At 34.6% G+C, this 12,464-nt stretch carries 11 protein-coding genes and 1 other RNA gene; 5 read left to right on the top strand and 7 right to left on the bottom strand.

Features of this window, described 5'->3' with window-relative positions; translation table 11 throughout:
- Positions 1-7: 7 nt before the first annotated feature.
- From OZP11_RS22540 to ffs, 4 genes are all read right to left on the bottom strand, one after another.
- Entirely contained in the window at positions 8-505 is a 498-nt protein-coding gene (locus OZP11_RS22540) for a hypothetical protein (RefSeq protein ID WP_281232734.1), read from the bottom strand.
- A gap of 89 nt (positions 506-594) precedes the next feature.
- Positions 595-1,251 (bottom strand): fructose-6-phosphate aldolase, encoded by a 657-nt coding sequence (gene fsa / locus OZP11_RS22535; protein WP_281232733.1) that lies wholly within the window; start codon positions 1,249-1,251, stop codon positions 595-597.
- A 169-nt stretch (positions 1,252-1,420) separates the two neighbouring features.
- Positions 1,421-2,224 carry an SDR family oxidoreductase gene (locus OZP11_RS22530; protein WP_281232732.1) on the bottom strand — a complete coding sequence of 268 codons (804 nt, stop codon included), beginning with the start codon at positions 2,222-2,224 and terminating at the stop codon, positions 1,421-1,423.
- 196 nt (positions 2,225-2,420) lie between these two features.
- Positions 2,421-2,518: signal recognition particle sRNA small type (ffs, locus tag OZP11_RS22525), an RNA gene on the bottom strand.
- A gap of 88 nt (positions 2,519-2,606) precedes the next feature.
- Between ffs and OZP11_RS22520 the strand changes: the two genes are divergently transcribed.
- On the top strand, positions 2,607-3,656 hold the full coding sequence (locus tag OZP11_RS22520) for a glutaminyl-peptide cyclotransferase (RefSeq protein ID WP_281232731.1): 1,050 nt from the start codon (positions 2,607-2,609) through the stop codon (positions 3,654-3,656).
- A 94-nt stretch (positions 3,657-3,750) separates the two neighbouring features.
- Positions 3,751-4,986: an imidazolonepropionase gene (gene hutI, locus OZP11_RS22515; protein ID WP_281232730.1), complete on the top strand. Its 1,236-nt coding sequence runs from the start codon at positions 3,751-3,753 to the stop codon at positions 4,984-4,986.
- A gap of 90 nt (positions 4,987-5,076) precedes the next feature.
- Here the strand turns inward: hutI and OZP11_RS22510 are convergent, their stop codons facing one another.
- On the bottom strand, positions 5,077-5,958 hold the full coding sequence (locus tag OZP11_RS22510) for a DUF8428 domain-containing protein (protein WP_281232729.1): 882 nt from the start codon (positions 5,956-5,958) through the stop codon (positions 5,077-5,079).
- Between the two features lie 97 nt (positions 5,959-6,055).
- On the opposite strand from OZP11_RS22510, the gene OZP11_RS22505 reads away from it, so the two are divergent.
- On the top strand, positions 6,056-7,102 hold the full coding sequence (locus OZP11_RS22505; protein ID WP_281232728.1) for a formimidoylglutamase: 1,047 nt from the start codon (positions 6,056-6,058) through the stop codon (positions 7,100-7,102).
- Between the two features lie 124 nt (positions 7,103-7,226).
- Positions 7,227-8,474 (top strand): DEAD/DEAH box helicase, encoded by a 1,248-nt coding sequence (locus tag OZP11_RS22500; protein ID WP_281232727.1) that lies wholly within the window; start codon positions 7,227-7,229, stop codon positions 8,472-8,474.
- Here the strand turns inward: OZP11_RS22500 and OZP11_RS22495 are convergent.
- Positions 8,471-10,666, bottom strand: coding sequence for a response regulator (locus OZP11_RS22495; protein ID WP_281232726.1), 2,196 nt, complete (start codon positions 10,664-10,666; stop codon positions 8,471-8,473). The two genes, OZP11_RS22500 and OZP11_RS22495, sit on opposite strands and share 4 nt — an antisense overlap.
- A gap of 294 nt (positions 10,667-10,960) precedes the next feature.
- On the opposite strand from OZP11_RS22495, the gene OZP11_RS22490 reads away from it, so the two are divergent.
- Positions 10,961-11,092 (top strand): hypothetical protein, encoded by a 132-nt coding sequence (locus OZP11_RS22490; RefSeq protein ID WP_281232725.1) that lies wholly within the window; start codon positions 10,961-10,963, stop codon positions 11,090-11,092.
- Positions 11,093-11,170: 78 nt separating this feature from the next.
- Here OZP11_RS22490 and OZP11_RS22485 read toward each other — a convergent pair whose 3' ends face one another.
- On the bottom strand, positions 11,171-12,457 hold the full coding sequence (locus OZP11_RS22485; protein WP_281232724.1) for a dicarboxylate/amino acid:cation symporter: 1,287 nt from the start codon (positions 12,455-12,457) through the stop codon (positions 11,171-11,173).
- Positions 12,458-12,464: the final 7 nt, after the last annotated feature.

Genomic DNA, 12,464 nt, shown 5'->3' with positions numbered 1-12,464 from the left:
TTAGCACCTACTTCGCATTGATAATATTACTCAGATTCTTTTTAAAAACAGCCTGATTCTTCGCCGATATTGTATAAACTACATCTTTATCAGCATGCACAATAACTTTTTCGATGTGAGCATTTAAAAGCGCTTGCGGGTCTTTAATTTTCAAAGTGCAGGCTCCATCAAAAAAACCGTCATCTTCGATGATCTTTTTTGCCTGTAAAACGGTGCCGTCAGTTAAAACTGCCGAGATCGTCATCTCCTTATTGAGCGTTTTCGAGTAAAAGCCGTCCATAACCAAAAGCAGTCTGTAGCTGTTTTTCATTTCAGGGCCTTTAAATTCGTGTCGGGTAATATTGTACCGAAGACCTTTTGCCAGAGTTTGGAATTTTACCGAACAATCCAATTCATACGTTGCAACATCACCCGCATCATTTATACTAGTCAAAACTTCAGCTGTTTGCGCCTGTATTGGCAAGTACATTACAAAACAAAAAACAAACAATACTACTACTTTCATAATCAATGTTTTAAGATTAATATAAAAGTAAAAAAAATCGTCTTTTTCTAATAGAAAAAGACGATTTAAATTTTATAACTATTTAAGGATTACTTGTTTCCTTTTTCGAAGTCAGCAACAAACTGAGCTAAACCAATATCTGTTAAAGGGTGTTTCAACAATCCGTAAATTGCAGAAAGAGGTCCTGTCATAACATCAGCACCAATTTTAGCACAGTTTACAATGTGCATAGTGTGACGTACAGAAGCTGCTAAAATTTGAGTTTCGTAACCGTAGTTATCGTAAACTTCTCTAATTTCCTGAATTAAGTTTAATCCGTCTGTAGAAATATCATCTAAACGCCCTACGAACGGAGAAACATAAGTAGCACCTGCTTTTGCCGCTAAAATAGCCTGTCCAACAGAGAACACAAGTGTTACGTTTGTTTTGATTCCTTTATCTGAAAAATATTTTGCTGCCATAACACCTTCCTTAGTCATAGGAAGTTTTACAACGATTTGTTCATGTAATTCAGCCAGCTCCTCGCCTTCTTTAACCATGCCTTCGTAGTCAAGAGCATTTACTTCGGCACTTACGTCACCTTCAACAAGGTTGCAGATATCTACGTAATGCTTTAAAATGTTGTTTTTTCCGGTAATTCCTTCTTTTGCCATCAATGACGGATTAGTTGTTACACCATCCAAAACACCTAAAGCCTGTGCTTCTTTAATTTGAGCTAAATTAGCTGTGTCTATAAAAAATTTCATAATTTGTTTAATTAAAAATGGTTTGTTTCGTATTTATTTGTTTAATTTTTCTGAAATAGCATTTCTGGAAAATCTGGTACAAAATTACAAAATCAATATCAATAACGTTTTCAAAATAGAAACCATTTTGAATTTATATGTTATAAATAAGTGTATTTTTTACATTTTTCTATAACTTGTAATGATTCATCAGTATTTTCTCATACACTTTATCCGGAAGTGCACGTTTTAAAACGATCGAAAACTTCTGCATAAATACACCAACTTTGTAATGAACCTTTGGTTTTTCCTTTTGCATAATTTTATAAATCGCTTCTGCCATTTCATTTGGGTTACTTCCTGCATCTACATGTTCGTTCATTGCAGCAAGCGTATCTTCGTAAACTTTTTCATAGGCCGAACCTTTTACAACCGGAGCATGATAACGTCCGGAAGCAATATTGGTAGCAAAATCGCCCGGCGCCACATTGGTAATTTCAATTCCAAACTGCTTTACTTCCATTCTCAACGCTTCGGTAATTAATTCCAAAGCACCTTTTGAAGCCGAATATACACTTCTGTACGGAAGTCCCATATAAGCCGCAATTGACGTGATATTGATAATCAAACCTGATTTTTGACTGCGCATTTGCGGTAAAACCGATTTCATTACTTCAATTGGACCAAAAAAGTTCGTTTCAAAGTTGTTTTTAATCTCTTCCATAGGAATTTCTTCCAACGGTCCTGTGATTCCAACTCCGGCATTATTAATAACAATGTCTAATCGCCCTGAAGTTTCGATAATTTTAAAAACAGCACTATGAATAGATTGCGAATTTCGAACATCTAAAGCAACCAGAGGAAAAACAGAATTAAGTACTTTTTCAGGATTTCGGCTGGTTCCGTATACAACGAAGCCTTTTTTATGCAAAAATTCACCAATAGATTTTCCAATGCCCGAGGATCCTCCGGTAATTAAAACGACTTTACTCATTTTGTATAGTTATAAATTATTTGGGTTATACGTTATGCGTTTAGGCTGGTTTTAAATTGAGACAAACTCAGTTTTTAACTTCTAACCCATAACATTTAATTCAGAAAAGGTCAAAAATAAAAAAATCCTCCCGAAGGAAGACTACTTTTAAATTGATTCTTAAAAAAAATCCTGAAAATTCAGGATAAAATAAAAAAAATGGCAAGCGACCTACATCGCACCGCTCAACCACGTACCCTTGCTATGTTCCCATCCTGGGGGAGTCTGCAGGAGCTGGTCGTGTAGGACTTGCCGGTGCAAATATACAACCTTTTTATATTTTTGCAAGACCTTTGCTGCTATAAAAATAACATCGTATATTGGCTTATTCAAATTTTAAACTATGAAAAAATATAACTTCCTAGCTGTCATTTTATTAGGAACCACATTAATTGGATGTGGAGAAAAAAATAAAGGTGAAAATTCTTTATTTACCATTGACGATTCAGCTTTTCCGGCACATTTTCTTACACAAGAAGCAGTTTCAATCGGAATTTTGAATCCAAATTCGAAAGAAATCGACAGCATTGCCTACTTTGTTAACGACAAAAAAGTGGGAAGCACGAAAGGATCTGAAAAATTTAAGTTTGAATTAAAAGATCAAAAATTAGGATATCAGTACCTAAAAGCGACGGCTTATTTTGGCAGTAATTCATCTGATGCAACAAAAAGAATCGAAGTGGTTTCGAATATAGAACCTAAACTTTTAAAATATAAAATTGTAAATACTTTTGTTCATGACACTACAGCTTTTACCGAAGGTTTAGAATTTCATGACGGAAGACTTTTTGAAAGCACCGGACAAAAAGAAGACTCTTATTTTAGAGAAGTGGATTATAAAACCGGAAAAGTTATTAAACAAGTGGATCTTCCTAAAGAATACTTTGGAGAAGGAATTACTTTTTTCGGCGGTAAAATATACCAATTGTCATGGCAGGAAAAAACAGGATTTATCTATGATGCTAATACCTTTAAGCTGGAAAAAACATTTAAATACGATAAAGATATTGAAGGATGGGGAATGACACATGATGATAAATATATCTACCATTCTGACGGAACAGAGAAAATCTGGAAAATGGACCCGGCAACGCAAAAATTAATTGACTATATTAACGTATATTCCGGAACTTCAAAAATTAAGGCCATTAATGAATTAGAGTTAATCGACGGAAAATTCTATGCAAATGTCTGGCAGAAAGATGCAATTGCTGTAGTAGATCCAAAATCAGGAGCTGTTGAGAAAATACTGAATCTTTCGGATTTACGTAAAACGCTTAAAGCTAAAAATGCTGAAGTTTTAAATGGTATAGCTTACAATCCTGCTACTAAAACTATTTTTGTAACAGGTAAATATTGGGACAAAATGTTTGAAATAACAGTTTCAGAATAATTCATAGATAAAAATTCAAAACACAAATTTCACAGATTACACTACTTATTTAGTGATAATTTGTGAAATTTGTGTTTTATAACAATACGCACTAATGATCACTTTAATTACAAACATACAAGAGTTATTACAGGTTCGGGAAACTTCTATTGCTAAAGTTTCGGGTTCTGAAATGGCTGAACTTCCCACAATTAAAAATGCTTTTTTAGTTATAAAAGACAATTTAATTGAAGATTTTGGTTCTATGGAAAATCTTCCTGAAATCAAAGCTGATACTATTATTGATGCTTCAGGACGTGTTGTTTTACCGGCCTGGTGCGATAGTCATACGCACATCGTATATGCAGGAAACCGCGAACAGGAATTTGTTGACAGAATAAACGGTTTTACATACGAAGAAATTGCCAATCGCGGCGGCGGGATTTTAAATTCGGCTAAAAAACTGAACGAAACATCAGAAGAGGAGATTTACGAACAGTCCCGGCTTCGTCTGGAAGAAGTGATGCATTTAGGAACGGGAGCTGTCGAAATAAAATCGGGTTATGGACTCACTATTGAAGGCGAATTAAAAATGCTTCGTGTAATTAAAAAACTGGCCGAAAATTATCCGGTTTCCATTAAAGCTACTTTTTTGGGTGCACATGCTTTCCCTGCACATTATAAAGAAAACAAACCGGCTTATATCGATGAAATCATCAGCAAAATGATTCCAGAAATTGCCAAGAACAAACTTGCAGATTATATAGATGTCTTCTGCGAAAGCGGTTATTTTTCTGTTGAAGAAACCGAGAAAATTATGCAGACAGGAATTGAATTTGGTTTAAAACCAAAAATCCACGTCAATCAGTTTAATTCTATTGGAGGTATTCAGGCAGGAGTTAAATACAACGCACTTTCTGTAGACCATCTCGAAGTAATGAATCCAGAGGATATTGAAGATTTAAAAGGAACCGAAACAATGCCGGTTGCCCTCCCTTCATGCTCCTATTTCCTAAGTATTCCTTATACACCGGCACGCGATATGATACAAGCAGGATTACCATTAGCATTGGCTACTGATTTTAACCCCGGTTCTACACCATCCGGAAATATGAATTTTGTTGTAGCCACAGCCTGTATCAAAATGAAAATGACTCCCGAAGAAGCCATAAACGCCGCAACAATAAATGGCGCTTACGCGATGGGGCTTTCAGAAACGCATGGCAGTATTACAAAAGGCAAAAAAGCGAATTTAATCCTTACTAAACCTATTTCTTCTTATTATCAAATCCCATATGCTTTTGGCAGTAATTTAATCGAAAAGGTTTTTATTGAAGGCAAAACGATATAAATTTTATAAACGTAAGTTAAAAGAAAAAAGGTCTGTGAATTTCTTTCACAGACCTTTTTTATGTGGTATTTATTTTGCGAGATTCTGTTATTATCTCAAGCTGAAGCTTGTTTTAGAAACTAATTCATCATTATCAAAAACATTGATAAAATAAGTTCCTTTAGCGAAATCTTTTCCAGGTAAATCTTCACTAACCTGTACTGTTTTGTTTTCGTATTTTACAGTAGTTTTAAAACTGTATGTTAAAGAGTTTTCACCGAAGTTCTCTGTTTTTTTCTCTCCTAAAACATTGTTTTTAGCATCGATAACCTGAACATAATACGTTTTATCGCCAGATTTTGCGATTTGATTTTCAGCAATAGTAAAACTTACTTTTAAGATATCAGCACGGCTTGCTTTATCTGTTTCGATTTGTTTTCCAGAGCTTTTTAATTTATAAGCAGAAGTTTTAGTGTTCAAAATTGATAATTTAGAACCTCTTTCAACTGTTTTTGCAAGCTCTTCGTTTTGACCTACAAGTACTTCATTGTATTTTTTAGATTCTCCTAATACTACAATAGTACTGTCTCTTTGTGTAGTTAAAACTCCGTTTTGTTTTTTCAATTCGTCATTTTCAGCAACTAAAGTTTTCATTTTGCCCTGCATTGCCTGAACCTGAGCTTTGTATTTAGAAACGTCTCCTTTTGATTTATTTAAATCCTCCATTAAAGCGACTACTTTATCTCTCTCCTGGATTAATTCATCAGACATTGAAGTGTTTTCAGCAATTGCTGCATCATAAGTAGCTTTTAATTCCTGTAAATCTTTCATAACAGACTCTTTTTCTGTCATTGTAGTGGTAAGTTCTGTCTGAACTACGTCACTATCAGAAGAAAGTTTAAAAATATACACTAAGCTACCAATCAGTAGGACTGCTAAAACTGCGATTACCGCTTTTAGACTAGAATTGTTGTTGTTCTTTGGGTTTTCCATATTTAAATAATTTTCTTTAAAACAAATTTAAGAATTAATATATGTTAATAACGTAAGTTGTAACAATTATATTATTTTTGGAAAATAAATTTTTTTCATGGAGAAATTGATCCCTTTTACTGTCAATGATTTGGCAAAAGTCACAAATCATCGTAGCGGTGAAATAAAATTCGGAGAAAAAATGATCATCATACCTAACGGGGTTGATAAAATCAAATTTTTACAAGAATCGGAGGCTAAGTATGTACTTTTAGGAATTCCGGAAGATATTGGAGTGAGAGCCAATTACGGAAGACCGGGAACAGCTTCGGCCTGGGAAAATGCTATTAAGAGTATTGCCAACATTCAGCACAACCGCTTCGCCAAAGGCAGCCAGATAATTATACTTGGGCAGTTAAATGTTGCTCAGGAAATGCGCGATGTCGAAAACTTAGATTTCAATGACATTGATGACCGTTCAAAACTAAGCCAGCTGGTCGAAAAAATCGACAAGGAAGTTTCACATATCATATTTAACGTTATTAAAGCCGGAAAAACACCAATTATCATTGGAGGCGGCCATAACAATGCTTACGGAAACATCAAAGGTTCGGCTTTAGCCAAAGGAAAACCTATTAATGCCGTCAACTTTGATGCCCATTCTGATTTCAGAATTCTGGAAGGACGCCACAGCGGTAATGGTTTTTCGTACGCATATGAAGAAGGATTTCTAAAAAAATACTTTATTTTCGGACTTCATGAAAACTACACTTCAAAAAGTGTTCTGGATATTATAAAAAAACTCGAAGATCGTGTTCGTTACAATACCTATGACAGTGTAAATATCCGCAAAGAAAAAGAGTTTGGCAGAGAAATGGCTCTTGCTCTCGAATTTATAAAAACAGATCCTTTTGGAATTGAAATCGATCTGGATGCTATTCCAAACATTGCCAGCAGTGCAATGACCATCAGCGGGTTTTCGGTAGAAGAATTAAGGCAGTTTATATCGTTTTTCGGACAGCACAGAAACGCGGCTTATCTTCATATCTGTGAAGGCGCGCCTGATTTAGCCGATTCACCAAATAACAATCTGATTGGAAAATTAATCGGATATCTGATTACTGATTTTATAAAAGCGAATAACGAAAAGGAAAAATTACACTGAAGATCAATTGGCTTAAAACCTCATATTTCCCAAATAATACAAGATTCAAATAAACCATTGACCGAATAAGCCTATCTTTGCACAGATTTTAGTACTTAAAACTAAAAATCTTAATTCGTAAGATATGTTATTCGAAGATTTATCACTTTCAAAAAGTATACAAAAAGCTGTATTTGAGGAGGGTTACACAAACCCTACTCCAATACAGGAAAAATCTATTCCGATTGTTTTGGCCGGAAGGGATTTAGTTGGCTGTGCGCAGACAGGGACAGGAAAAACTGCTGCGTTTGCTATTCCAATCATACATCAGCTGCACCGCATTGTAGGTTCTTCAAAAAAGGCCAAACAAATTCGCGCTCTTATAGTTACGCCTACGCGTGAGTTAGCTGTTCAGATTGGACAAAGTTTTGACACGTATTCTAAATATACCAATTTAACTCAATTGACCATTTTTGGAGGTGTTTCACAAAACCCTCAGGTTGAGTCGCTAAAAAATGGTGTTGATATTTTGGTTGCCACTCCGGGCAGGTTATTAGATTTACACAAACAAGGTTTCCTTGATTTAAATCATCTGCATACTTTGGTTTTGGACGAAGCCGATCAAATGCTCGACATGGGTTTTATTAACGATGTAAAAAAGATCGTAAAGCTTACACCAAAAAACAGACAGACTTTATTATTCTCTGCCACAATGCCTCTTGCTATCCGCGAACTGGCCGAAATGTTTTTACAGGATCCTGAAAAAGTCGAAGTTTCTCCTGTTTCATCAACTGCTGAAAATGTAGAACAGCGCATTTATTTTGTAGATAAAACCGAAAAAAGAAACCTGCTTTATCATTTAATAAAAGAAGAAAATTTATCAAACGTTTTGGTTTTCTCCAGAACCAAACACGGTGCAGATAATGTGGTAAAGGCGCTTCGTAAAAAAGACATTCCTGCAGAAGCTATTCATGGCGATAAGTCTCAAAATGCAAGACAACGTGTTCTGGATGCATTCAAAAATAAAGAAGTTGGTGTTTTGGTGGCAACAGATATTGCGGCAAGAGGAATTGATATTGAACAGCTGCCGTATGTAATCAATTTTGATCTGCCTAACATTCCGGAAACCTATGTTCACCGAATTGGCCGTACAGGGCGTGCAGGAAACGGCGGTATTGCTATTTCTTTCTGCGGAAAAGACGAACATCCTTACTGGAAAGATATTCAGAAACTGATTAAAGTAGATGTAAAAACCATCACAGATCATCCATATCAATGGCATGCAGGAAGTCCTGAACCGGGCGAAAAACCAAAAAATTCAAACAGAAGCGGCGGTGCTCACAAATCACGAAAATCAAGCACTTCTAAGAAAAATAAAAAACGCTGGTATTAACCGGCGTTTTTTGCACTTTTTGATTCTGTAATTAAATAATTCAGTATTTTAAAGAGTTTTACCGGCTCAAAAGGCTTTACGATAATATCGTTCATTCCGGCAGAAACTGCTTCATGTGTTATTTCATCCTTATCAAAAGCAGTGAGAGCCACAACCGGTGTTTTAATTTCAAGAAGCCTAATTCTTTTTGTGGTTTCAAAACCGTTCATTAAAGGCATGTTGATATCCATTAGAATAAGGTCAAATTCTTCTTTTTCTAATATTTTAAGCGCTGCAAAACCATCATCAACCACTTTACATATAAAATTGTTTTTTTCGATGATCTTTTTTGTAACCAGCTGATTGATCAGATTATCTTCTACAATCAAAATTTTATATATGTCATTTGAGGTCAAATCCACTTCAATATTTTCAATAATTTTTCTAGTTTTAAGAGGATCGTGCTCAAAAGGAATAACAAACGAAAAAGACGTTCCGGCTCCCAAATCACTTTCTAAAGTAATAGAGCTGCCAAAAAGCCCTAATAAACGTTTTACAATACTTAATCCTAATCCGGTTCCCTGATAGTCTTCATCTTTTCGTCCAACCTGAACAAATTTTTCGAAAATCTTATTTTGATCAACAGCTGCAATTCCAACACCGTTGTCTTTTATTAAAAAATCGAGATAATGAAAACTCCCTTCTATTTTATTTAATTTAACAATTATTTCTACTTCACCGTCTTTTGTAAACTTTAATGCATTGCTTACCAAATTCATTAAAATCTGCCCCAGACGTAATTTATCACCAATAAGATATTCGGGAATAGCCTCATCGATATCTACATTGATTTTATTATTATTTTTTTGCGCCAGAAACGAAAGTGAATTTCGTATCACCGTAATCTCATCCGAAATGTTGAATGTAAGACTTTCGAGCACAACTTTATTTTCTTCAATTTTATTAATTTGTAAAATATCATTTACCAGCGATAACAAATATCTGGCAGAGAACTTTAAAGCACTCAGATGCTGACTCTGCGAAAGCTCTTTATGTTCTTCCAAAAGCATATTGGTTATCCCCACAACACCATACAAAGGCGTGCGTAATTCATGACTTATAGTCGAAATAAACTGTGTTTTTAACGTAGAAGCTTCCTCCGCTATTTCTTTTGCTTCGAGAAGTTCTAAATTATGTTTCTTTTTAAGTCCGATATTCTTTATTAACGTAACGATAAGGAAAAGCAGTATAAACGAAATCAAAATAAACAAGATTACAATGATTCGTGATTTTTTAAGGCTTTGGGTCTGCGACGTTTTTTCGTTTTCAATTTTCTCAATATGCCTTTTGTATTCAGCCAGTTCTAAGCTTATACCGGCTTTAGATGCTTTTTTTAGCTTACTTTTGTTAAAAAGTTCATCCGTAATTTTGTTATACAAAACCAGATTATCATAAGCCTGCTCATGCTTTCCTATTTTGTCTAAAAACTTTGAATATTCTAAATAGGCATACGACAAATCCTGTTTGTCATCTACAGATTTATTTTGCGAAAGCGCTTTTAAAAAATACTGATCTGCTTTTCTATTCTCATTTTGGTGCGACCAGTACATTCCGTTTAAAAAATTCAGGGCAATATCGTCTGACTTTCCCTTTAAATCGTTTTGATGCTCATTGATGTACTGCAAATAAGGAAGCCCTTCTTTAAAATTCCCAATCTTAAAGTATGACCAGACTAGATTAAGATTTGTTATTGCTATTTCTTTTTGATATTTCTGCTGCTGCCCAAATTTTAATGATTGTTTGTAATAGGTAATTCCTTCGCTGTACATCTTTTTTTCAAAGAAATACAAATTCCCCAGGTTACTGGTAATCATTGTTTTCAGGCTTACAATATTAGATTTTTCAGCATAGAACAATGCTTTTTTATAAAAGAAAACCGCCTTATCGAGTTCGCCAAGATCATGAAAGTTGATCCCGATTATATTGTAGTTTCTGGCAATTAAAGTGTCGTTTTTTAGATCAAATGCATATTTAAGCGCAAGTCCGGATTTCTTTAATGATTTCTCGTAATTAGTTTCGTCTAAATAATCACATGACTGCTGCGTTAAGTTTTTTACTGTTTCAATAGTTACTGCGGAGTTTTGAGCCGATAAATCAGGACAAAATAGATGAAGACAAACAAAAACTAAAAAACAAAATTTATACTGAAGCATAATTTGGGTATATCTTTTTCAAATATACTTATTTATATCAATACAAAATAACAGTATTTTCCCTAATAAGATGAAGATTCTACAGTTCGTTTTAATTTGATTTTTATCCTAAAGTCTTAAACCCGAATAGCCAGCCAGCCAAAACATCACAAACACAATGAGCCAGCAAGAAGCAATACATATTAAATATTTAAAATTTTATGATAATAATTAAAAAATATTACTATTTTTAACATTATTAAAAACACAAGCTTCAAGTGTTTGAGAGATTGGAGCAGCCAAAAAACCAAAACTATGTTAGAAAACTTTTCAAAATTTGCAGAAACAGAAAAATTGACCAAAACACAACAAAAAGCAATCACTGGCGGTGATGCACCAGCTCCGGATGATGACGATTCAAGAAAAGGAAAAGTAGCAGCTAAATAATCAGTCGCTAAAAAATAAAAAACCGTAACAAATATAATCTGTTACGGTTTTTCTTTATCTCATAGAGAGCGATTAAATTTAATCCACACTCTTTACATCCAAAGTATCTTCTGTATTATTCTCCCACTGTCCTACAACCGAAGTTGCCAGAGCATTTCCTAAAACGTTTGTAGCACTTCTAAACATATCGCAGAAATGATCAATTGGCAGAATTAATGCAATACCTTCTACCGGAATATCAAACATACCGCAAGTGGCTGCCACGACAACTAAACTTGCTCTCGGTACACCTGCAATACCTTTACTAGTTAACATTAAAACCAAAAGCATCGCCATTTGCGTCCCTAAATCCAAATGAACATTGTAAAATTGTGCAATAAAAATACTGGCAAAAGTCATGTACATCATACTTCCGTCCAAATTGAATGAATAACCAAGAGGAAGCATAAAAGAAACGATTCTGTCTCTTACACCAAATTTCTCTAATTCTTCTGTTAGTTTAGGAAATACAGCTTCACTGCTCGTTGTTCCAAAAGCAATAGCCAGAGGACCAATAATTCGTTTTAATAAATCAGTCATTCTTCCTTTCAGGAAAATAAAACCAACTGCAATCAAAACCACCCATAAAGTTCCGATTCCTAATAAAAACGAACCAAAAAATTTAAAGTAGGTAATAATCAGATCTTCGGCATCACGAACGGCAAATACCGCTGCTATAGCACCAAAAACCCCAATTGGAGCAAAGTTCATTACATAGTTTACCATTTTTAAAACGATATGCGACATTTTATCCAAAGCTCCGATAACCGGCTTTACAGTTGATCCTAAAGATGCGGCCGCCAATCCGAAAAAGATGGAAAAAATTACAATCTGTAAAATTTCGTTTGTCGCCATTGCCTCTACAATACTTTTTGGCACAATATGTTCTACGAAATTCTCAAATGATAAATTCTGAGTTTTTGCTGTTACTTCTGTAGCAGCACCCATATCAACGTGATTTAATTTCAAACCTACTCCAGGTTCTAAAATGTTTACATAAAACAACCCAATTAATAAGGATATAAAAGAAGCTGTAAAAAACCATCCCAGTGCTTTCCCTCCAATTCTTCCAACCGTTTTTATGTCTCCCAATTTGGCAATCCCAACTACCAGCGTTGTGAAAACTAAAGGAGAAATAATCATCTGCACCAAACGGATAAAAACAGTAGCCAGCATTTTTATTTTGGTACTAAATGACTGCGCTGCTTCCGGAGAAATTGAATTATGCAGAATGATTCCCAAAATGGCTCCAAGAACCATTGCAATAATAATCTGCCCTGTTAATCCCGTAAGAAATGATTTTTTTTTAGTTTCTGTAACTTGCATTAATTTA

The sequence above is a fragment of the Flavobacterium gelatinilyticum genome (assembly GCF_027111295.1).
GTDB classification, from domain to species: domain Bacteria; phylum Bacteroidota; class Bacteroidia; order Flavobacteriales; family Flavobacteriaceae; genus Flavobacterium; species Flavobacterium gelatinilyticum.
The sequence above is the reverse complement of the archived record's forward strand: the minus strand, read 5'-3'. Positions and strand labels throughout refer to the sequence as shown.